A 21,991-nucleotide genomic window follows, 5' to 3' on the forward strand; every position below is an offset into this window, starting at 1 on the left:
GGGCATCAGCAGAATGCCCGCCGCCATCATTTATGCGTCGTCGTGTTCTTCTTCCGAAATGATGCGCTCGATGCGCACCAGCTCTATCCGGTATTCATCGATCTCCATTACGCGGAAACGCAGCCCGTTCAGCACCAGCGACTCGCCCGGTCGCGGCATCTGATCGAAATGCGCCAGCAGCAGCCCGGCCAGCGAAGCATAATCCCCGGATTCGCTGATCAGGTTATCGCACGCCAGCGCCTGTTCCAGGGTATGCAAATCAGTACCGCCCTTCACCAGCCAGCCCTGATCGTCAACCAGGATATCCGGCGTTTCGTCTTCATCCGGGAATTCGCCGGCGATAGCCTCCAAAACGTCCAGCGGCGTTACCACGCCCTGCACGATACCGAATTCATCGCTCACCATCACCAAGCGCCCTTTCGCCTGACGCAGTTCATCAAGCACGTTGATAACGTCCAGGCTGTCGAGCACCACAATCGGCGGGTGCTGGGCGGCGTACTCTTCAATCGACTGCCCGGCATCAAGCACCACCAGCAAATCTTTGGCCCTGACTACGCCGATCCACTGATCCAGTTCGCCGTCACACACCGGAAACAGGCTGTGCGGCGTGGAAAGCAGCTGGCTGCGGACTTCCTGCGGGGAACTGCGGCAGTCCACCCAGGAAATTTCGTTGCGCGGCGTCATGATCGTACGCAGCGAGCGGGAGGCCAGCGTCAGCACGCCGCTGATCATATAGCGCTCTTCGGCGGCAAAAGTTTCATCGCGATCCGCGATGGTAAGCCGCTCCTCGCCCTGCGTGCCCGGTGCGGAACGATCGCCGCCCATCAGCTTAATGATGGCTTCGGCGGTACGCTGACGCATCGGGCGACGGCGTTCATTTTTCAGGAAGTTACGGCGCGCCACCTGGTTAAAGAATTCAATGAGGATAGAGAACCCGATCGCCGCATACAGATACCCTTTCGGAATATGCAGGCCGAAACCTTCCGCCATCAGGCTCAGACCGATCATCAGCAGGAAGCTCAGGCAGAGCACCACAACCGTCGGATGGGCGTTGACGAAGTTGGTCAGCGGCTTTGAGGCCAGCAGCATAATGCCCATGGCAATCACCACGGCGCACATCATTACCGCCAGGTTGTCGACCATCCCCACGGCGGTGATGACCGCATCGAGGGAGAAGACCGCGTCCAGCACCACAATCTGTACCACGACCGCCCAGAAACTGGCATAGCCTTTCTGGTTAACCTCATGAGCCTGCCCTTCAAGCCGTTCATGCAGCTCCATCGTTGCCTTGAACAACAGGAAGATACCGCCTACCAGCAAGATAAGATCTCGTCCTGAAAACGAAAAATCAGCTACGCTAAACAACGGACGCGTTAAGGTCACCATCCACGAAATAACGGAAAGCAGCCCCAGGCGCATCAATAACGCCAGAGAAAGGCCGATGATACGCGCTTTGTCGCGCTGCTTCGGCGGCAGCTTATCCGCCAGGATGGCAATAAAAACCAGGTTGTCGATACCCAGTACGATTTCCAGCACGACCAGCGTTAACAGGCCTGCCCATATTGAGGGGTCCATTAAAAATTCCATGTGCGGTTCCATCCTGAATCAGCTGGATTGCAACGCGTCTGCACGGCGGCGTCCCGGTTTTGCATCGGTCCGGATGCGGGGAAACAGCGCCTGTGGCGGACAGCGGGTGAAAAACGTACTAATGAAGGGATGCCGCGGAGCTCAAAGCCGGGCAAAAGGCGGGCGTTCAGATTAAAGCCACATCGGTGACGGTCCATAAAGTTGGGATATACCCATTACCTCCTAATTACGAAAAGGATCCGTATGTTAACAAGAAATTCCCGCCCCAGACAGTACCGATATCACATGATTTTGTCATGTTTTGTAAGCTCATCATTAAGGTTATAAATCGCTCAAAGCGAGCTTTTGCATAAATCTTATAAATTACATGTGCTAATAGCTGAGGAAGGTCACAAAATTTATTTTTTTACTAACTAAAATAAATCGCACCGACGCATAAGCCCGGTAAGTTTTACTTGAATCGATTCATGAAACTAACAGATTGATACTTATAGGCTATATTAGTATACATCGGTCAGATCCATGCGTTGGTTCATCAGGCGGTTGCTCTACAGGGATGTTGCTTACAACAAATATTTTACCTTTATGTCATGTTTTTTATCGATTTTTTTTATTGCGTAAATGCATGACGCGCAAGCAAGCAGAGAGGAGGTAGCAGTGAGTATTGCGATTATCATCGGCACTCACGGGGCAGCGGCGGAGCAGTTGCTCAAGACCGCAGAAATGCTACTGGGCGAACAGAGTAACGTCGCCTATATCGATTTCGTGCCCGGTGAAAATGCTGAAACGTTAATTGAAAAATACAACGAGCGCCTGACCCATCTGGATACCAGCGAAGGCGTGATCTTCCTGGTTGATACCTGGGGAGGCAGTCCGTTCAACGCCGCCAGCCGCATAGTGCTTGATAAAGAGCACTATGAGGTCATCACCGGCGTTAACGTACCGATGCTGGTTGAGACCTTTATGGCCCGCGACGACAACCCCGGTTTTGACGAACTGGTGGCGCACGCGCTGGAAACCGGCCGCGAAGGCGTTCGCGCCCTGCGCGCCAAAGAACCGGAGCCGGAGCCCGTTAAACCGAAGGCTAAAGCCCCCGCAGCGCCCCGTGCGCCGATGGGACCGGAAGACCACATGAAGATCGGCCTGGCCCGTATCGATGACCGTCTGATCCACGGTCAGGTGGCAACCCGTTGGACCAAGGAAACCAACGTAGCACGCATCATCGTGGTCAGTGACGAAGTCGCCAAAGATCAGGTGCGCTCCACCCTGCTCAAGCAGGTTGCTCCTCCCGGCGTAACCGCCCACGTGGTGGACGTAGAGAAAATGATCCGCGTCTACAACAACCCGACATACGGTAATGACCGCGTCATGCTGTTGTTCACCAACCCGACCGACGTTGAGCGTCTGGTTGAGGCCGGTGTGAAAATCACCTCGGTCAACATCGGTGGCATGGCATTCCGTCAGGGTAAAACGCAGGTAAACAATGCGGTATCCGTTGATGAAAAAGACATCGAAGCATTCAAAAAGCTGAATGCCCGCGGTATCGAACTGGAAGTCCGTAAGGTTTCCACCGATACCCGTCTGAACATGATGGACTTGATCAATAAAATGAACTAACGCCCGGCTGGCATTGTTGCATGGCTTGCGTTTTTTACTCGGCTCTTTGGTTTAGAGGAGAAGTACAATGGAGATCACAACTCTTCAGATTGTGCTGATATTTATTATTGCCTGTATCGCAGGGATGGGATCCATCCTTGATGAGTTTCAGTTCCACCGTCCGCTGGTCGCCTGTACCTTAATCGGTATCGTGCTGGGCGATATGAAAACCGGGATCATCATCGGGGGTACTCTGGAGATGATCGCGCTGGGCTGGATGAACATCGGTGCGGCTGTCGCCCCTGATGCCGCCCTGGCCTCCATTATTTCTACCATTCTGGTTATCGCCGGCGGCCAAAGCGTCGGCGCCGGTATCGCCCTGGCGATTCCGCTGGCGGCTGCCGGCCAGGTTCTGACCATCATCGTTCGTACCATCACCGTGGGCTTCCAGCACGCGGCTGACGGCGCGGCCGAGCGCGGCGACCTGCGTTCCATCACCGTTCTGCACTGCTCCGCCCTGATCCTGCAGGCCATGCGTATCGCCATTCCGGCGGTGGTCGTTGCGGTATCCGTGGGTACTGACGCGGTTCACTCCATGCTGAACGCTATCCCTGAAGTGGTCACCACCGGTCTGGGTATCGCGGGCGGCATGATCGTGGTCGTCGGTTATGCGATGGTCATCAACATGATGCGCGCCGGCTACCTGATGCCGTTCTTCTATCTGGGCTTCGTTACCGCCGCATTCACCAACTTCAACCTGGTTGCCCTGGGTGTTCTGGGCCTGATGATGGCTATCCTGTATATCCAGCTCAGCCCGAAATACAACAAATCCCAGGTCGTTCAGGCTGCCGGCAATAGCGACCTCGATAACGAATTAGATTAATAAGGTGAGCGAAATGGTTGATACAACTTCATCTGTTGCCTCCGCCAAAGGTGAAAAGAAACTCACCGCGGGCGATCTGCGTGGCGTATTTCTCCGTTCGAACCTGTTTCAGGGTTCCTGGAACTTCGAACGTATGCAGGCGCTGGGCTTCTGCTTCTCCATGGTGCCGGTGATCCGTCGCCTGTATCCGGAAAACAACGAAGAACGCCGCCAGGCCATTAAACGTCACCTGGAATTCTTCAACACCCAGCCGTTCGTGGCCGCGCCTATCCTGGGCGTTACCGCGGCGATGGAAGAACAGCGTGCTAACGGCGCAGCGATTGACGATGCCGCCATCAACGGTATCAAAGTGGGCCTGATGGGACCGCTGGCCGGCGTGGGCGACCCGATTTTCTGGGGTACGGCCCGTCCGGTATTCGCCGCGCTGGGCGCCGGCATCGCCATGACCGGCAGCCTGCTCGGCCCGATCCTGTTCTTCGTGCTGTTTAACCTGGTGCGTCTGCTGGTACGTTACTACGGCGTCGCTTACGGCTATAAGAAAGGGATCGACATCGTCAGCGATATGGGCGGCGGCTTCCTGCAGAAACTGACGGAGGGGGCGTCAATTCTCGGTCTGTTTGTTATGGGGGCCTTGGTTAACAAGTGGACGCACGTTAATATTCCACTTGTGGTGTCAAAAATCACCGACCAGACCGGTGCCGAGCACGTAACCACCGTGCAGAGCATTCTCGATCAGCTGATGCCTGGCCTGGTGCCGTTGCTGCTGACCTTCGGCTGTATGTGGCTGCTGCGTAAGAAAGTTAACGCGCTGTGGATCATCATCGGCTTCTTCTTCATCGGTATCTTCGGTTACTGGATCGGCCTGCTGGGTCAATAATCCGTTCTCTGGCCGGGTGTTGCGCACGCACACCCGGCTTTTTTATTCTCCGCGGAGTTTTCATGACATTAACCGACGTCGCCCTGCTGGTTCTTATCTTTCTGTTTCTGCTCTATGCGGTTTACGATGAAATCATTATGTCCGCGCGTAATGGCAAAACGTTGCTGAGGGTGAATCTGCGGCGCAGAAACAAGATCGACAGCCTGATTTTCGTCGCCCTGCTGGCCATCCTCGCTTACAAAAACATCACCGATCACGGTACGGCCTTCACCACCTGGCTGCTGTGTACCCTGGCGATTATCGTTATTTACGTCTTTTACATCCGCTGGCCTAAGCTGCTGTTTAAGGCCGAAGGGTTTTACTACGGCAACGTCTTTATTCTCTACAGCCGCATAAAAAACATGAATTTATCCGAAGATGGCTACCTGGTTATCGATCTGGAAAAGCGTCGTTTGCTAATTCAGGTTGCCCGTATGGACGATCTGGATGACATCCTGAAGTTTTTTGTGGAACACCAGTAAGACACATCGCGGTGGCATATGGACACCGCTCTTGCTTTGCCCACCCGTTTGTTACTTGCTCATCCCGCCTCACCCCTGAATCGATGATAATAATTATCAATACTAACAACAACTTTGGTGATACTCTGCTATTGTCATCCCGTGGAAAATACCCTATCATCGCCCCGTCATTTGGGGAGTAGCCGGCTTGTGGTGACAGGATAATCCATCCGCCCATAAGCGCCCGTATCAACATACTCGTTCATACAGAACGTGGTGCGGGCAACCGAACGGTAGGCGAGACCATAGGCATGCAGCTCCGTCGTTGGTTGGGGGTGGGTTGCGTGTATATGGAGCTCCCGGCCGAGGTTTTGGTATGAACTTTTCCGCAACGATGATCCTTGCATTTGGCATGTCTATGGATGCCTTCGCCGCCTCCATCAGCAAAGGCGCCGTTCTGCATAAACCCCGTTTTCGTGAAGCCTTCCGTACCGGACTGATTTTCGGCGTGGTCGAAGCCATTACGCCGTTGATCGGCTGGGGCATCGGCCTGCTGGCCAGTCAGTACGTGATGGAATGGGATCACTGGATCGCCTTCACCCTGCTGTTCGTGCTCGGCGCACGCATGATTTACGAAGGCCTCAAAGGCCGCGAGGATGATGCGCCCGCGATACGCCGCCACGGCTTCTGGCTGCTGGTCACCACCGCTGTCGCAACCAGCCTTGACGCAATGGCCGTCGGCGTCGGGCTGGCGTTCCTGCAGGTCAACATCCTGCATACCGCGCTGGCTATCGGTTTCGCCACCATGCTGATGGCGACGGTGGGCATGATGATTGGCCGCTTTATTGGCCCCCTGTTGGGCAAACGCGCGGAGATTCTGGGCGGCCTGGTGTTAATCGGCATCGGTTGCCTGATACTGAGTGAACACCTGAGCGGCGCGGCTTAAGGATTGCGCCTGTAGAGACGGATTGTGAAATCCGTCTCGCAGGAAAACCGCTCAAGGGCCGCCAGCGACTGAAACACCGCCGGCGCGGCCCGCCAGGCAAAAGGCGTCATTTGCAACAAGTTCACCGCCTGCTCTCCCGGAAGTTCCAGCACATAAGACAGCGTCTCTTCACGCTCCAGCGCAAATCCCGGCAATATTTCCTCTTTCTGCGCATGCAGAACCACCTGCTCATAAACCTGCGCCTTCAGTTGATACAGGTGGCGCGGACCGGGTGACACTGTCACTAAAATACCGCCGGCGCTGACAACCCGCGCCAGCTCTCCGGCACGGCATGGCGCATAAATACGCACAACGCCGTCCATTGAAGCATCGGCATACGGCAGACGATGGCTTGACGCCACACAAAAAGAAACCTGCGGATAACGTTTGGCGGCATAGCGCACGGCGACTTTGGCGATATCCAGGCCGAACGTTTTTATCGACCGGCTTTCCAGCGCTGAGGCAATCTGCGCGGTGTAATACCCTTCCCCACAGCCAATATCCAGCACCTGCCCGGCCTGTGCGGGCAAAGCCTGATCCAGCAGCGTGCACACCGCCTGACGCAGCGGGTGATAGAATCCGCCGTCCAGAAAAGCCCGGCGCGCCTGCATCATGTCCGCATTATCACCCGGCTGACGGGAATGCTTGAACTGTACCGGCATCAGATTGACGTACCCTTCTTTGGCGCGATCGAACTGATGGTTATTCACGCAGCGCCATTGGCGGTCGTGTTCATTCAGCGGGGTGTGACACAAGGGACACAGATAGGACATAGCGGAAATCCGGGCGGACAAGGAAAGTCACACAGTCTAATTAAGGGATTACGGCGTTGCAACCGGCTCTGCTACACTCTTTGGTGATTATCATTCCCGCCACGAAGGAGCCATGCGTGAGCAGTATGTTTAGCCAGATTCCGGGGATCCGCTTTGGTTTCGGCCATAAAACCGCGCTGATGCCGGAGTCATTGCACCCTTTTCGCGCCTCCATGCCAGAGAAAAAACAGGTGCATGGCACCCGTATCTGTGACGTCACCGAAGCCGGCGAGCATTGTGGTGACGCAGATGCCCTCTATACCCGCCACTCCGGCATTCTGCTGACCGTATTAACCGCGGACTGCCTGCCGGTGCTGTTCAGCCGCCGGGACGGCCAGCGCATCGCTGTGGCGCACGCAGGCTGGCGCGGGCTTATTGACGGCATCCTGGAGCGTACGGCCGCCTGTATCGCCCGTGACGACGATTTAGCGCACTGGCATGCCATCATCGGCCCTGCCGCCGCGCCCTGTTGCTACGAAGTCGATGAGGCGCTGTATGCGCGTTTCTGTCAGGAGCTGCCCTATGCGCAGTCGCTCATCGCGCCACGCCCGCGCTATCTTGACCTGGCCGCCATCGCCAGAGCCAAGTTGCTCGAAATGGGCTTTGCCAGCGCTGAAACCACCGGACAATGCACCATCTGCACGCCGGAAAGCGACAGCGCGGCGGTCAATCATTTTCGCTACACCAGCTTTCGCCGCAACACCCACCGCCGGGAACGCAACCCGTCTCACCCCGGCATCAAAGGCAGAAACCAATACTCCGGCTTAGTCATCCTGCCGTAGCGCGCCACCCGGACGCCGAATCGCAGACATAAAAAAACCCGCATTCGCGGGTTTTTAGCAGCTGACGCTGTTTTATCAGATGGCAGTTACGTTAACTGCAGACGGACCTTTCTGGCCGTCCTGGATTTCAAACTCAACCTGCTGACCTTCAGCCAGAGTTTTGAAACCGTTACCCTGAATTGCAGAGAAGTGTACGAACACGTCTTTGCTGCCGTCAGCCGGAGTGATGAAACCGAAACCTTTAGCTTCGTTGAACCACTTAACTTGACCTTTAATCTTAGCCATCTTGAGTATTTCCTTTGGATTGTTTAACCCGCCCGAGGGCGTTACATAGACAAACTAGAGTCGTTACTGCTTGAGGCACTAAGATAAGGATCGGCAGAGAAGCGGTAGTCAACGCAAACGTCTTTACTCAGGACTTCTTTACTGAAAATGCCACACATATACAGAACTGTACCTCGTTTTACCCAAATGCGTTATCACACACTATTTATTCAATGGCAAGCCATTTTTATCCAGTGAACGACACGTCGCACATAAATAAAACGGTCGACGGAAAACTGTGCGCGCTTATGCTAAAATTCCTTGATCCGAGTAACATTTTCTGCTGCCGGGACTTTGGAACCTAACGGGCGTGACAACGTGTTCTCCATCTCTCCGTCCCTTTCTTTTTACGCTATTTTATCCCTCACGTCATCCGTTAAAGCCATGAAATTAATTAATAGTCTGGACTCTTTTTTACCGTGATATGCATAAAATGTATTTAATGACCAAAAACCATGGGCATAAGCCAACAAGTTCGTTACATGAATGCGTTTTTCCCTGAAGGAAACCGGTTTCGCTGTACGGCAATTGCCTATATTCTTGCCATTTGTGGCATACGTTATGCCACATTGGCATAAATATGATTTTTAGATTATTAGCACACTGATTTATTTTGACTTTCAAAATAATAAAGACAAAACTTGACATTTCCCACGTTGTCACAGCCCGACTGCCCCCCTGCTTTCATTCCCCTATAAGAATCCGGGACATTTCTTATAATTAAAGAAAACCCGAAGTGTGGAGACGTTTACCCCTCATTCATATTGAGTCCGGTAGCATGTTGAACTAGGATTTATAAAGAATGGGACAAGGTAGTCTACCCACATTTAAATGTTCGTTTTTACCTTTGTTATATTTCAGTGATGTGACTAGCATATTGTTATTGAGACACTAAATGACACTGTTGAAGAAACACGGTCCGTTCTTTGGGATAATGTTAACCCTAAACGTGCATTACGCCATTGCGGCCACCGCGCCCGTTTCTGCTTCGTCAGGCGACCAGGGAGAACATACCGCCGCCGACACCGGCTTCTGGGCAAAAACAAAAGATCAAGTCCGCAAGACCTGGGAAGCGCCGGGGCGTGAGCTTTATGTTCCGCTGAACACCTGGCATAACCGTGCGATGTACGATAAATCCAAAACGGATAAATATAATGAACGCCCCTGGGGCATCGGGTACGGCACGTATCGTTTTGATGAGAATGACAACTGGCACTCTATTTACGCCATGGCGTTCCTGGACTCACACAGCCACGTTGAACCCATCGCCGGCTATGGCTTCCAGTGGATGTGGATCCCCGGTGACAGGGACGGCTGGCGCTTCGGGGCTGGTTACACCGCCAGCATAACCGCACGATCCGACTATCTGTATATACCGATTCCTATCGTATTGCCGTTGCTCTCGATTGAATACAACCGCGTCTCGGTGCAAACAACCTATATTCCCGGCACATACAATAACGGGAACGTATTATTTACATGGCTGCGTTGGCAGTTTTAACAACGGATAACCCGGAGTGATTAAATAATCTCCTGCACGATATTAATGAATAACAGAAATAATCGGGGAGAATATTTTACGCCGAAGATGTAATTAGGATTACTCTGGAAAATATGCCGCGGGGAAAAATAAACTTCACCGCGGCAATATCGCCTTATTTTACCGGCAGTTTGATATCTTTAAACATCGCTTCGATCTCTTCATTGGATCGCAGCGCAACAGCAGTATCCACCACATCCCTCGTCAGGTGCGGAGCAAAACGCTGTATAAAGTCATACATGTAACTACGCAGGAAGGTGCTGCGGCGGAAACCGATCTTCGTTGTGCTATAAGTAAAGATGTTGCTCGCATCAACGGTCACCAAATCCGGATCCTGAACCGGGTCCACGGCCATATTGGCGATAACGCCAACCCCTAACCCCAGCCGGACGTAAGTTTTAATCACATCGGCGTCTGTTGCCGTAAATACGATGCGCGGCGTCAGACCGGCGCGGTTAAACGCCGTATCCAGCTCCGAACGCCCGGTAAACCCGAAGGTGTAAGTCACGATCGGGTACTCCGCCAACTCTTCAATCGTAATTCCGGATTTCCCGGCCAGCGGGTGATCCGGTTTCACCACCACGGCGCGATTCCAGTGGTAGCAAGGCAGCATCACCAGGTCGTCATAAAGATGCAGCGCTTCCGTCGCGATGGCGAAATCCGCACTGCCCTTGGAAACGGCCTCTGCTATCTGCGTAGGCGAGCCCTGATGCATGTGCAGGGAAACACGGGGGTAACGCTCGATAAACCCTTTAATGACCGCAGGCAGCGCATAGCGAGCCTGGGTATGCGTCGTGGCAACGTACAGCGATCCTTTATCCGGATAGGTATGCTCTCCGGCCACCGCCTTAATCGCGTCAACCTTAGACAATACTTCACGCGCAATCCGGATGATTTCCTGGCCTGCCGGTGTAACCTGCGTCAAATGCTTGCCGCTGCGGGAAAATATCTGAATACCCAATTCATCTTCCAGCATGCGGACCTGCTTACTGATCCCCGGTTGTGAGGTGTATAAGCCTTCCGCCGTTGAAGAAACATTCAGATTATGGTTCACAACTTCAACGATATAACGAAGCTGCTGCAATTTCATAGCTTAGACCATCCTAGGTTGAAACACTGCTAACGGGCAGTTTGGTTTCGGTTATCACCTGACGATTTCCCCGCGTTCCGGGTTCAAGCGCCGCGCGGCCTCCGGGAGGAAGCTAATAACTGAAAAGTATTATTTGATTAAGCTTATAATCACTACATCATTTTACTTTCGGCTGCATAGCTCTGGTAACAATATCATAACTATTCATTCAATCTTAACGCAAATCTATCCAGAAAAAGAATAACAAAGACTGTCTATAGACAAAAAAAGCGCCAAAGGGCGCTTTTTTATACAATGTTACCCACGGGCTATTTCTTTGACTCGGTCCACTTACCATCGATGTAAAACGCCAACCAGCCGGTCGCTTTTCCATCCTTCTCCGAAGCCACATACTGCTGCTTGGTCTTACGGCTGAAGCGAACCATTGTCTTGTTGCCGTTCGGATCCTGCTGCGGCGCATCCGCCAGATAACGCAGTTTCTCCGGCAGACGATCGCGGAAGCGAGCCAGTTCCTCAACCAGCGGAGCACGGGTCTCGCGGGATTTGGGGAACGTATTCGCCGCCAGGAATACCCCGGCCGCACCGTCACGCAGAACGAAATAAGCATCCGACTTTTCGCACGGCAGCTCAGGCAACGGCACCGGATCTTCTTTCGGCGGCGCGACTTCACCGTTACGCAGGATCTTGCGCGTGTTCTTGCATTCGTCGTTGGTGCAGGCCATGTACTTACCAAAACGCCCCATTTTCAGGTGCATCTCGGAGCCACACTTCTCACACTCCACCACCGGGCCGTCATAACCCTTGATGCGGAACTCGCCCTCTTCGATTTCGTAACCGTCACAGGCCGGGTTATTGCCGCAAACGTGGAGCTTACGATGGTTATCGATGAGATAACTGTCCATCGCGGTCCCGCACTTCGGGCAACGACGCTTGGCGCGCAGCGCGTTGGTTTCCGCATCATCGCCTTCCAGCACGTTGAGCACTTCCGCTTCCGGCACCAGGTTGATGGTGGTCTTGCAACGCTCTTTCGGCGGCAGCGCATAGCCGGAACAACCGAGGAACACGCCGGTGCTGGCGGTACGGATACCCATCTTACGGCCGCAGGTCGGGCAGTCGATGCTGGTCAGCACCATCTGGTTGGGGCGCATTCCCCCTTCTTCCGGCTCCTGCCCGGCAACGTCCAGCTGTTTGCTGAAATCGCTGAAGAAACCGTCAAGCACCGTTTTCCAGTCTTCTTTCGCATTGGCGACCTGATCCAGCTCGTCTTCCATGCGGGCGGTAAAATCGTAGTTCATCAGATCGCGGAAGTTTTCCTCCAGGCGATCCGTAACGATTTCCCCCATTTTTTCCGCATAGAAACGGCGGTTGTCTACCCGCACATAGCCACGATCCTGGATGGTGGAGATGATGGAGGCATAGGTTGACGGGCGCCCGATACCGCGTTTTTCCAGCTCTTTCACCAGCGACGCTTCGCTGAAGCGGGCCGGCGGTTTGGTAAAGTGCTGGCTCGGCAGTAACTGCTGCAAATCCAGCACGCTGCCGACTTCCACCGCCGGGAGCGTGCGGTCTTCATCGCCCTTGCGCAGCTGCGGCATCACCTTGGTCCAGCCGTCGAAACGCAGGGTACGGCCGCGCGCTTTCAGCGTGAAGTCACCGGCCTGCACCGACAGCGTCGTCGAGTCATACTGCGCCGGCGTCATCTGGCAGGCAACGAACTGCCGCCAGATCAGCTGGTACAGCTTCTGGGCATCCGCTTCCATATCTTTTAACTGCTCGGACTGTACATTCACGTCGGAAGGACGGATCGCTTCGTGCGCTTCCTGTGAGTTGTCCTTGCTGGCATACACGTTAGCCTGCTTGGGCAGATAACGATCGCCGAACTGCTCACCGATATATCCCCGCACCATGTTCAGCGCGTCCTGGCTGAGGTTGGTGGAGTCGGTACGCATATAGGTGATGTGCCCTGCTTCGTACAGGCGCTGGGCCATCATCATGGTTTTCTTTACGCCGTAGCCGAGACGGGTGCTGGCGGCCTGCTGCAGGGTCGAGGTGATAAACGGCGCCGACGGCTTGCTGCTGGTCGGTTTATCTTCCCGCTCCAGCACCGTATAGCGCGCTTTTTCCAGCAGCTTCACCGCCGCCTGCGTTTGCTCGCCGTTAACCGGACGGAACGGTTTATCATGCTGATGCGTCACCTGCATCTGCAACACGGCCATGTTCTTATCGTTCAGATCGGCGTGAATTTCCCAGTATTCTTCCGGCACGAACGCCTTGATTTCGCGTTCACGCTCGACCACCAGGCGCACGGCCACGGACTGAACACGGCCGGCAGACAGGCCGCGCGCGATCTTTTTCCACAGCAGCGGCGACACCATATAGCCCACAACGCGGTCCATAAAACGACGCGCCTGTTGTGCGTTAACGCGGTCGACGTTCAGTTCGCCCGGCTGGTTAAACGCCTGCTGAATGGCATTCTTGGTGATTTCGTTAAATACCACGCGGCTATAGCGATTATCATCGCCGCCGATCACCTCCCGCAGGTGCCAGGCAATAGCTTCCCCTTCGCGGTCAAGGTCGGTTGCGAGATAAATGTGGTCGGCTTTTTCCGCCAGGCTTTTCAGTTCCGCCACGACTTTTTCTTTGCCCGGCAAAACTTCGTAATGCGCTTTCCAACCGTGATAAGGGTCTACCCCCATCCGGTTTACCAGGGCATCTCGCTCATTTTTCTTTACTTTCGGCTTGGTGGTTTTGTCCTCGGCGGCACTTTTTTTGCTGCCCGAGCCACTGGTCGGTAAGTCACGGATATGCCCCACGCTGGATTTAACCACGTAGTCACCGCCCAGATACTTATTAATCGTTTTGGCTTTTGCCGGGGACTCAACTATAACGAGAGCTTTACCCATAATACCCTTTACCTGAATGAACTCCCCCGCTTCCGGGAGACTTGGTGCGCCGTTATTCCGGGCGCTATTAAAAACTCTTTTTTTATATTGCGTCAGCGTGCCCGGAGATCAAGTTGTTTTTTTATAATCCGCATTCAACCGCTCGCATCGGACGCAATATACTGAAAATCGCCGTAAATTTTACTCGTACACCTTTGTACGAATGAAATTGTTAATGTTTTGTAAGCAAAAAGCAGGCCAAACGCCGGCCTCACAAAGGCACTCACTCTACCTGAATAAGAATGTCACGCAACTTAATTAGCACGGAATGGTCTTTTTTGCCAATAAGATACGCTCAGACAGTTTTTTACACCTTTGTTTGCGAATGATTCATCCTGAACGGTAGAATATGTTATGTAACACCCAGTTGGAGAAAAAAATGTTTGGTAATACGACCCCAATCGATCGCGAAACGCTGCTGGCGGAAGCCAATAAAATTATCCGTGAGCATGAAGATTTTATACATGGAATGGAAGCCACCGACGTAGAGCAAAAAGGCGATGTCTTGGTATTCCGCGGCGAATATTTTCTCGATGAAGACGGCATTCCCACGCCGAAAACCACCGCGGTTTTTAATATGTTCAAACATCTGGCTGAAGTTTTGTCGGAAAAATACCATTTAGCCAAGTAAGCGCACGAAAAAACAAACCCCGCCATGGCGGCGGGGTTGGATTACGGCGTTACATTTCAGGTCGCACGCTTCTCTGCCACCAGCGTAGCATCAGGCGGTCGGCCCCCTCTGTCAGCCCGATGGCGAAACGATCCATTAAACGTTTACGCGGCGCAAAACGTACGCCGATAACGTCATGATTCTCCATTTCAGCGATCAGCAGGTCATCGCTGGTGCCGATGGCGTCAACCAGCCCTTTGTCCTTCGCCTGCGCGCCATACCAGTGTTCTCCGGTCGCCACGCTGTCGACATCCAGCGAAGGGCGCTGCTGGGACACAAACTGCTTAAACAGTTGATGAGTCACATTCAGCTCCTCGCGAAACTTCTCCCGGCCCTGCTCCGTGTTTTCACCCAGCATCGTCAGCGTACGCTTGAACTCGCCGGCGGTATGCAGCTCCACATCCACGTCATTCTTTTTCAGCCAACGGTTAAAGTTGGGGATCTGCGCCACGACGCCGATAGAACCGATGATAGCAAACGGCGCCGCCACAATGCGATCGGCCACACACGCCATCATATATCCGCCGCTGGCGGCAACCTTATCAACGGCCACCGTCAGGCGGACGCCCGCCTGACGCAGACGTTGTAACTGCGAAGCGGCCAGGCCATAGCCATGCACCACGCCGCCGGGGCTTTCCAGCCGCAGCAACACTTCGTCACCGTTTTTCGCCACCGCCAGCACTGCGCTGATTTCTTCACGCAGCGCCCCGACCTCATGGGCATCCATACTGCCTTTGAAGTCAATCACATACAGGCAGGGTTTGATCTCGCCGCCGCCATTTTTGGCCGCGTCTTTCTGCCGTTTCGCTTTCTCTTTTTCTTCTTTCTTTTGCTGCTTTTGCCATGCTTTCAGCGCGGCATCATCCATGCGCGCTTCCTGCATACTGCGGCGCATGGCGCGGTACTCCTCTCCCAAATCGGAAAGCTGCAGCTCTCCTTTATATCCACCTTTTTTCTGGCGCAGTATAAAGATCAATAAAATCAGGGCGCCTATCGCCACAACGACGGTAGCCACTTTAGCCAGAAACAACCCGTACACGGATAACCACTCCACAATTTACCGCCTTAAGATTCATTCAGTTACTGATCGCGACAGTGTAACCCAGGATGCGCGAATGCCGCACGGTTCAGAACAATACCGTTGAAATTTATATCAGAGTCAGGCATATATCACCTCTTTCTGCGGCAACAATTGAACATTTCCGCTATTGTTGTCCGGGGATGCCCGGGCTTTTATGCCGGCATTTCCCCCATGATGACTTCCGGTAATGCCGGACACGCCTGCGAGGATTACACATGCATTACCAACCGCAGCCCGCACTTCTGCAAAACCGTATCATTTTGGTCACCGGCGCCGGTGACGGCATCGGGCGCGAAGCCGCCCTGACCTATGCACGCTTCGGCGCCCGCCTGCTGTTGCTCGGGCGTACGCCGGACAAGCTTGAGCAGGTCCGCCAGCAAATCGCCGATGAAGGCGGCCTTCCCGCACGTACGTATACGCTCGATCTGCTTACCGCCACGCCGGCGTCCTGCCACACGCTGGCAGAACGCATCGCGGCGGACTATCCGCATCTTGACGGCGTACTGCATAACGCCGGCCTGCTGGGCGAGATCACGCCGATGAGCGAGCTGGCCTACGACACCTGGCACGACGTCATGCAGGTTAACGTTAACGCCACCTTTATGCTGACGCAGGCGCTGCTCCCCCTGCTGCTGAAGTCTCCGTCTTCCTCCCTGATTTTCACCAGCTCCAGCGTCGGGCGTGCAGGCCGCTCCGGCTGGGGCGCTTATGCGGTGTCGAAGTTCGCCACCGAAGGCATGATGCAGGTGCTGGCCGAGGAGTATCAGCATACTCCGCTGCGGGTCAACTGCATCAACCCCGGCGGCACCCGTACCGGCATGCGCGCCAGCGCCTTCCCACTGGAGGATCCGGACAAGCTGAAAACACCGGCGGACATCATGCCGATTTATCTTTACCTGATGGGCGACGACAGCCGGCGTAAAACCGGCATCAGCTTTGACGCCCAACCGGGCCGTAAACCGGGGCCGGCGGAATGAGCGATTCAGAACAGCGTCATCAACAACGGCAGCAGCGCCTGAAAGAACAGGTGGAAGCGCGCGTCGCCGCCGCACAACAAACCCGCGGCATTCTGATTGTGTTCACCGGCAACGGTAAGGGCAAAACCACCGCCGCATTCGGCACCGTCACCCGCGCCGTCGGGCATGGCATGAAAGCCGGCGTGATCCAGTTCATTAAAGGCACCTGGGACAACGGCGAGCGTAACCTGCTGGAGCCGCACGGCGTGGAGTTTCAGGTGATGGCGACCGGCTTTACCTGGGACACGCAAAACCGCGAAACCGACACCCTCGCCGCGCGCGAAGTATGGCAGCACGCCCGGCGTATGCTGGCCGATCCGACGCTGGATGTGGTGCTGCTGGATGAGCTGACGTACATGGTCAGCTATCACTACCTGCCGCTGGAGGAGGTTATGCAGGCGCTGCAACAACGGCCTGCGCACCAGACGGTGATCGTCACCGGCCGGGGCTGCCACCGCGAGCTACTGGAAATGGCCGACACCGTCAGCGAGCTGCGCCCGGTTAAGCATGCGTTTGACGCCGGCATCCAGGCGCAGCGCGGCATTGACTGGTAGGATTCACGGCATAAAAAAACCGCAGCAAAGATAACCCCGCTGCGGTTTTTAGTGTTCCGGATAGTGCGACTTATCCCTTCTTCGCGCCTTTACCCGTGCTGTTATTACGCCGGGCGGCGCCGGATACCTGCTGGCCATGACGCTTCACGGCACGGCGAATCTGGTTCGCCTTCATCCGGCGGCGTTCACGCTCAACCGGCACTTTACTGGCCGTCTCTTCCGACAGCGCTACCAGCCCACGCAGATAATTGACGTCCTTCAGCGCCAGCTCGGTCCAGCCGCCGCGCGGCAGACCTTTGGGCAACGGCAGATCGCCGTAACGCACGCGAATAAGGCGACTGACCTGCACGCCGACGGCTTCCCACAGCCGGCGTACTTCGCGGTTGCGGCCTTCCGTCAGCGTAACGTTATACCACTGGTTAATCCCTTCACCGCCCTGAAAGCTGATGGTTTTAAACGCGGCCGGGCCGTCTTCCAACTGCACGCCCTTCCTCAGTTGGTTGAGCTTTTCATCGTCAACCTGACCGAAGACACGCACCGCATACTCACGCTCTACTTCATGGCTCGGATGCATCAGTCGATTCGCCAGTTCACCGTCGGTAGTGAACAGCAACAGCCCGGAGGTATTGATATCCAGACGCCCAACCGCGATCCAGCGCGAACCGCGCATTTTCGGCAAACGATCGAACACCGTCGGGCGGCCTTCCGGATCGTGGCGCGTACACAGCTCACCCTCCGGTTTGTAATAAGCCAGAACGCGGCAGATGGTTTCCGCAGACTCACGAATGGAAACAACATGACCATCAATACGAATTTTCATTGCCGGCGTCACGTCAACGCGATCGCCCAGCGTAGCCAGCTTGCCGTCGACGCTGACGCGCCCCTGCTGGATCATCCCTTCGATTTCACGACGGGAACCGTAGCCGGCGCGGGCCAGCACTTTCTGTAATTTTTCGCTCATTGAGCAACCTCTGATGCCGCCTTCACAGGCGTCGGAAAGAATTCGATAACCTCAAATAAATCAATAAGTTAACCTATTTGAGATTCGCTATTATACCCTGTTTTACCCACACTGTAACTACCTTTATTATTTACGCCCCAGCCCCATGGCGCTCCGGGGCAAAGCAAGCCGGCGGCTAATTCTGTTCCGCGACCAGAATCGCCATCGTATCCGGCTCCAACGCTTTGAAAATATGCGACTGATCCGCCGGGTAACAGATATAGTCTCCCGCTTCCAGCTCTTCCGGCCCCTCGGTGAGGCCGATCAGCGCCCGCCCCTGCGTCACAATAATGTGCTCTACGGAGCCAGGGGAATGCGGTTCTGATATACGGTCTGCGCCCGGCTGGGCCGTCAGTAAATAAATATCGCGGCGTGCGCCCGGCGGGCAGGCGGCTAACAATACCGCCTGATAATGCGCCTGTTCGGCGACGACTTTCGTCCCCTCGCCGCGCCGTATCACCTGCGTGCTGTTTGCCACCGGTTCAAGAAGCTTAGCAAACGGAATGTTTAATGTGACGCATAATGCCCAGAGTGTTTCCAGGCTGGGGTTGCCGTTCCCGGCTTCCAGTTGCGATAACGTGGATTTGGCAATATTGGCGCGTTTTGCGACCTCTGTCAGTGACAAACCAACCCTGGTACGCTCACGGACAAGGCTTTTCGCAATCACGTCGATCGGCTGTGTCATAACAATGTTCTCAATGTTCGATAAAATGAACATAATGTTCGTCTTGAACTGTAGCGTAGTTATGTTCATTATAATAGACCAAATGTTCGATAGATAGGTAACGCATGTTCACCCAACGTTTTTCTTGCCTGAACGGAGACGCCAAAAAAGCCATTTTCTTTGTTTGCCTGGCCGTCGGCGTTGTTGGGGTTTCCTACGGCTCTTTGGCTACGGCCTATGGATTTCCGCTGTGGGTGCCGCTGTTCTCATCGTTTTTCGTCCTGGCCGGCGCGTCAGAGTTTATGTTTATCGCCATTGTCGCCGGCGGCGGTCATCCCCTTGCCGGCGCGCTGGCCGGGCTGCTGGTCAACGCCCGCCATTTTCCGTTCGGCGTCGCCGTCCGCAACCTGGTCGGCACCCGTTTCAACGCGCTGCTGGGCAGCCATATCATGAATGACGAGAGCGTGGCCTTCGGCCTGTCGCAGCCCACGGCAGAAAAACGTAAAGCGGCCTACTGGCTGTGCGGTATCGGCGTCGCGGTTTTCTGGCCTGTCGGCACGCTGGTGGGATGCGTGATCGGTAAAGTTTTGCCGAGCACCGAACTTATCGGGCTGGACGCCGTATTCCCGGCCATTCTGCTGGCCCTGGTGATCCCGGCGTTTAAAAACAGAACGACGTTAATCCGGGCCTCCGCCGGTGCGATTATTTCGCTGGCGGCGGTTCCCTTCACGCCGGTCGGGCTGCCCGCCCTGCTGTCTATGTTCGGTTTGCTGGCGAGGAAGAAATGATGGCCGACACGCTTATGATCGTTATCGGCATTGCCGTTTTGTCACTCGGCACCTATCTGATGCGCTTTGGCGGCGCGAAGCTCGGAAACCGTCTGACCTTCACCGAACGCTCGCAGGCGTTGCTTTCCGACGCGGCCACCACGCTGCTGTTTGCCGTCGCGTTGGTCACAACCTTTTATGAAGGGGGGCATTTCTCCGGCATCGCCCGCGTTTCCGGCGTCGCCGTCGCCGTTTTTCTTACCTGGCGGAAAGTACCGCTGATCGTGGTGATACTGGCTGCCGCGCTGGTCACCGCCCTGCTGCGTTACGCCGGTATTCATTAACCGGCAGACATGGCGACGAACCCGCCGATGGGTAGCGCGCTGAACTGCGCATCCGGAATACCCGCGGCGGCCAGGGCTTCCTGCAGCAGCCGCGGCGGTTCGTCCAGCGGCTCATCCCCCAGCTCAAACACGCCCCAGTGCATAGCGAAAGCCTGCCGGCAGGCCAGCTCCTGAAACAGACGCACCGTCAGCTCCGGCGCAATATGATTCTCCGCCATAAACCAGCGCGGCGCGTAGGCGCCAATGGGTAATGCGGCAAGATCGATGGTTCCCAGGCGGCGGGATATTTCGCCCAGACTGGCGGAATATCCGGTATCGCCCGAGAAGTAAAAGCGACCGCCCGCGCCCGCTATCACCCAACCGCCCCACAGGCTGCGGTTACGATCCCACGGCGTGCGCATACTCCAGTGACGGGCGGGAACCAGATGCACCTCCAGCCCGCCGAAAGCCTGCAAATCCCACCAGTCCAGCTCGCTGACGTTCCGGAACCCGCAACGCAGCAGGCGGCGCTTCAGGCCGAGCGGCACCATGCAATGCATGTCAGGGAAGCGGCGCAACAGCGCTGTCAGGGAGGGAGTGTCCAGATGGTCGTAATGATTGTGGGATATCAGCACCAGATCGATGGGCGGCAGTGCGTCCGGCAACACCGGCGGCGGCGTCTTGCGCCGCGGACCATAAAAACTGACCGGGGAGACTCGCTCGGAAAACACCGGGTCCAGCAAAATATGCCGGCCGCCGCTGCGCAGCAGCACCCCGGCATGGCCCAGCCACCAGGCGCCGTCGCCGGTGTGGCTGAAATCACAAGGCTGCCACCAACGGCGGCAGAACGCCTCATACCCCATGGCCGGCGGATGAGGCAAACCCGCCTGCTTGCGTTCCTTATGCCAGCGCTCAACGTCCCCCTGACGCCGCTGCGATGGCTCCGGGTTGCGGAACCCGCGCGGCGTATGGTGGGCACGACTGGCATCGTAGTAAGGATTTTTTTTCACATCAGCTCCCGGCAGTCAGATTCAGGAAACATAACAGTTTCCCCGCGATTACGCCGCCGGCAAGACCGAACTTTACATTAACTCAAACGGCCCAGAACACCAGAATGGCGATACCGCCGAATAATGCCCATTTGATGGCGTAATACAGCGCTTTGTTAAATTTCTTCAGCCGTTTACCCACCTTACGCACCGCATAAATATATTTAAACATCCGGTTGATGCCGCCGGTACGATCGCCTTCATCATTCGGCGCCGACGCCGCACTCAGTAAATGACGCCCGAACCAGTGGTTCACCCGCTGCGCCCAGCGGTATTTCATCGGGCGCTCCACGTCGCAAAACAGGATCAGACGATCGCGCCCGCTGGCGTTCTCCGCATAATGAATATAGGTTTCATCAAACATCACGCCCTCGCCATCGCGCCAACTGTAATGCACGCCGTCAACGTCGATAAAACAGCGGTCGTCATTGGGCGTGAGCAGCCCCAGATGATAACGCAGCGACCCTGCATAGGGATCGCGGTGGCGCGGCAGGCGACTGCCGTCCGGCAATTCCGCAAACATCGCCGCTTTTACCGACGGAATGGCGCGCAGCAACGCGGTGGTTTCCGGGCACAGCGTCATCGCGGAAGGATGATTGTCTTCATACCACTTCAGATAAAAACGCTTCCAGCCGGTTTTGAAAAAGGAGTTAAATCCGGCGTCATCATATTTATCAGACGCCGAGATTTTCTGAATCTCCATCAGCTTCTGCCCCTCGGCGCGAATCGTTTCCCAATTCTCCTGCAACGGCCGCAGCTCAGGGAAATCAGCCAGATTCAGATAAGGCTGGTTAGCCGGCACCCGGGAAAACAGGTACATGAATACGTTGATCGGGGATACAAACGTTGAATGATCGGAAAGCTGCCGCCAGAACGGATAACGCACTTTCCCCCTGCGATGAACATAAACCACGCACAATATCAGCAAAAGCAACACTACATATTTCAT

Annotated in this window: 23 protein-coding genes and 1 riboswitch; of the genes, 12 read left to right on the forward strand and 11 right to left on the reverse strand. The window is 55.2% G+C overall.

Translation table 11 applies throughout. The annotated features are described in order from the left end of the window. Positions 1 to 30: 30 nt before the first annotated feature. Positions 31 to 1,587, reverse strand: a complete 1,557-nt coding sequence (locus C8D90_RS03340; protein ID WP_115456974.1) for a TerC family protein — start codon at positions 1,585 to 1,587, stop codon at positions 31 to 33. 657 nt (positions 1,588 to 2,244) lie between these two features. Between C8D90_RS03340 and manX the strand changes: the two genes are divergently transcribed. The 5 genes from manX to mntP all read left to right on the forward strand — a co-directional run bounded on the left by manX (position 2,245) and on the right by mntP (position 6,389). Beyond that, positions 2,245 to 3,204, forward strand: a complete 960-nt coding sequence (gene manX / locus C8D90_RS03345; RefSeq protein ID WP_115456975.1) for a PTS mannose transporter subunit IIAB — start codon at positions 2,245 to 2,247, stop codon at positions 3,202 to 3,204. A 67-nt stretch (positions 3,205 to 3,271) separates the two neighbouring features. Then, a complete protein-coding gene (locus tag C8D90_RS03350; RefSeq protein WP_115456976.1) occupies positions 3,272 to 4,066 on the forward strand; it encodes a PTS mannose/fructose/sorbose transporter subunit IIC in 795 nt (264 codons plus the stop codon). A gap of 13 nt (positions 4,067 to 4,079) precedes the next feature. After that, complete coding sequence (locus C8D90_RS03355; protein WP_115456977.1) at positions 4,080 to 4,943, forward strand: PTS mannose transporter subunit IID; 864 nt, start codon at positions 4,080 to 4,082, stop codon at positions 4,941 to 4,943. A 62-nt stretch (positions 4,944 to 5,005) separates the two neighbouring features. Continuing rightward, on the forward strand, positions 5,006 to 5,464 hold the full coding sequence (locus tag C8D90_RS03360) for a DUF986 family protein (RefSeq protein WP_115456978.1): 459 nt from the start codon (positions 5,006 to 5,008) through the stop codon (positions 5,462 to 5,464). A 160-nt stretch (positions 5,465 to 5,624) separates the two neighbouring features. Continuing rightward, positions 5,625 to 5,811: riboswitch (yybP-ykoY riboswitch) on the forward strand. Between the two features lie 8 nt (positions 5,812 to 5,819). Continuing rightward, positions 5,820 to 6,389, forward strand: coding sequence for a manganese efflux pump MntP (gene mntP / locus C8D90_RS03365; RefSeq protein ID WP_115456979.1), 570 nt, complete (start codon positions 5,820 to 5,822; stop codon positions 6,387 to 6,389). Here the strand turns inward: mntP and rlmA are convergent. Continuing rightward, entirely contained in the window at positions 6,386 to 7,201 is an 816-nt protein-coding gene (gene rlmA, locus C8D90_RS03370) for a 23S rRNA (guanine(745)-N(1))-methyltransferase (RefSeq protein WP_115456980.1), read from the reverse strand. The two genes, mntP and rlmA, sit on opposite strands and share 4 nt — an antisense overlap. Positions 7,202 to 7,326: 125 nt before the next feature. Here rlmA and pgeF point away from each other — a divergent pair, with 125 nt between their 5' ends. Continuing rightward, a complete protein-coding gene (gene pgeF / locus C8D90_RS03375) occupies positions 7,327 to 8,022 on the forward strand; it encodes a peptidoglycan editing factor PgeF (protein ID WP_115457258.1) in 696 nt (231 codons plus the stop codon). 75 nt (positions 8,023 to 8,097) lie between these two features. Here the strand turns inward: pgeF and cspE are convergent, their stop codons facing one another. Both cspE and C8D90_RS03385 read right to left on the reverse strand, forming a co-directional pair. Then, complete coding sequence (cspE, locus tag C8D90_RS03380; protein WP_115456981.1) at positions 8,098 to 8,307, reverse strand: transcription antiterminator/RNA stability regulator CspE; 210 nt, start codon at positions 8,305 to 8,307, stop codon at positions 8,098 to 8,100. 41 nt (positions 8,308 to 8,348) lie between these two features. Further along, a complete protein-coding gene (locus C8D90_RS03385) occupies positions 8,349 to 8,465 on the reverse strand; it encodes a DUF2627 domain-containing protein (RefSeq protein ID WP_115456982.1) in 117 nt (38 codons plus the stop codon). Between the two features lie 815 nt (positions 8,466 to 9,280). Here C8D90_RS03385 and pagP point away from each other — a divergent pair. Next, positions 9,281 to 9,847 (forward strand): lipid IV(A) palmitoyltransferase PagP, encoded by a 567-nt coding sequence (gene pagP / locus C8D90_RS03390; protein ID WP_115457259.1) that lies wholly within the window; start codon positions 9,281 to 9,283, stop codon positions 9,845 to 9,847. A 154-nt stretch (positions 9,848 to 10,001) separates the two neighbouring features. On the opposite strand, the gene cysB is transcribed toward pagP, so the two are convergent. Further along, entirely contained in the window at positions 10,002 to 10,976 is a 975-nt protein-coding gene (gene cysB, locus C8D90_RS03395; RefSeq protein ID WP_115456983.1) for an HTH-type transcriptional regulator CysB, read from the reverse strand. A gap of 308 nt (positions 10,977 to 11,284) precedes the next feature. Beyond that, entirely contained in the window at positions 11,285 to 13,879 is a 2,595-nt protein-coding gene (gene topA / locus C8D90_RS03400) for a type I DNA topoisomerase (protein WP_115456984.1), read from the reverse strand. A gap of 418 nt (positions 13,880 to 14,297) precedes the next feature. Between topA and C8D90_RS03405 the strand changes: the two genes are divergently transcribed. Then, entirely contained in the window at positions 14,298 to 14,549 is a 252-nt protein-coding gene (locus C8D90_RS03405) for a YciN family protein (protein WP_115457260.1), read from the forward strand. 49 nt (positions 14,550 to 14,598) lie between these two features. Here the strand turns inward: C8D90_RS03405 and sohB are convergent, their stop codons facing one another. Beyond that, positions 14,599 to 15,642, reverse strand: coding sequence for a protease SohB (sohB, locus tag C8D90_RS03410; RefSeq protein WP_115456985.1), 1,044 nt, complete (start codon positions 15,640 to 15,642; stop codon positions 14,599 to 14,601). A gap of 242 nt (positions 15,643 to 15,884) precedes the next feature. Here sohB and C8D90_RS03415 point away from each other — a divergent pair, with 242 nt between their 5' ends. Both C8D90_RS03415 and cobO read left to right on the forward strand, forming a co-directional pair. Then, positions 15,885 to 16,646, forward strand: coding sequence for a YciK family oxidoreductase (locus tag C8D90_RS03415; protein ID WP_115456986.1), 762 nt, complete (start codon positions 15,885 to 15,887; stop codon positions 16,644 to 16,646). After that, a complete protein-coding gene (gene cobO / locus C8D90_RS03420) occupies positions 16,643 to 17,239 on the forward strand; it encodes a cob(I)yrinic acid a,c-diamide adenosyltransferase (RefSeq protein ID WP_115456987.1) in 597 nt (198 codons plus the stop codon). The genes C8D90_RS03415 and cobO overlap by 4 nt, the downstream gene beginning before the upstream one ends. Before the next feature lie 70 nt (positions 17,240 to 17,309). Here cobO and rluB read toward each other — a convergent pair whose 3' ends face one another. Both rluB and C8D90_RS03430 read right to left on the reverse strand, forming a co-directional pair. Beyond that, positions 17,310 to 18,200, reverse strand: a complete 891-nt coding sequence (rluB, locus tag C8D90_RS03425; RefSeq protein ID WP_115456988.1) for a 23S rRNA pseudouridine(2605) synthase RluB — start codon at positions 18,198 to 18,200, stop codon at positions 17,310 to 17,312. Between the two features lie 175 nt (positions 18,201 to 18,375). Next, on the reverse strand, positions 18,376 to 18,924 hold the full coding sequence (locus C8D90_RS03430) for a helix-turn-helix domain-containing protein (RefSeq protein WP_115457261.1): 549 nt from the start codon (positions 18,922 to 18,924) through the stop codon (positions 18,376 to 18,378). Between the two features lie 104 nt (positions 18,925 to 19,028). Here C8D90_RS03430 and C8D90_RS03435 point away from each other — a divergent pair, with 104 nt between their 5' ends. Together C8D90_RS03435 and C8D90_RS03440 are read left to right on the forward strand one after the other, a co-directional pair. Further along, on the forward strand, positions 19,029 to 19,691 hold the full coding sequence (locus C8D90_RS03435; RefSeq protein WP_115456989.1) for an AzlC family ABC transporter permease: 663 nt from the start codon (positions 19,029 to 19,031) through the stop codon (positions 19,689 to 19,691). Then, positions 19,691 to 20,014: an AzlD domain-containing protein gene (locus C8D90_RS03440; RefSeq protein WP_115456990.1), complete on the forward strand. Its 324-nt coding sequence runs from the start codon at positions 19,691 to 19,693 to the stop codon at positions 20,012 to 20,014. The genes C8D90_RS03435 and C8D90_RS03440 overlap by 1 nt, the downstream gene beginning before the upstream one ends. Here the strand turns inward: C8D90_RS03440 and C8D90_RS03445 are convergent. Both C8D90_RS03445 and lpxO read right to left on the reverse strand, forming a co-directional pair. Continuing rightward, the gene (locus C8D90_RS03445; RefSeq protein WP_115456991.1) at positions 20,011 to 21,003 is read right to left on the reverse strand and encodes an MBL fold metallo-hydrolase; all 993 of its coding nucleotides are present in this window, start codon (positions 21,001 to 21,003) and stop codon (positions 20,011 to 20,013) included. The genes C8D90_RS03440 and C8D90_RS03445 overlap by 4 nt on opposite strands. 82 nt (positions 21,004 to 21,085) lie before the next feature. After that, positions 21,086 to 21,991 carry a lipid A hydroxylase LpxO gene (gene lpxO, locus C8D90_RS03450; protein WP_115456992.1) on the reverse strand — a complete coding sequence of 302 codons (906 nt, stop codon included), beginning with the start codon at positions 21,989 to 21,991 and terminating at the stop codon, positions 21,086 to 21,088.

Source organism: Enterobacillus tribolii (assembly GCF_003363015.1).
Classification (GTDB): domain Bacteria; phylum Pseudomonadota; class Gammaproteobacteria; order Enterobacterales; family Enterobacteriaceae; genus Enterobacillus; species Enterobacillus tribolii.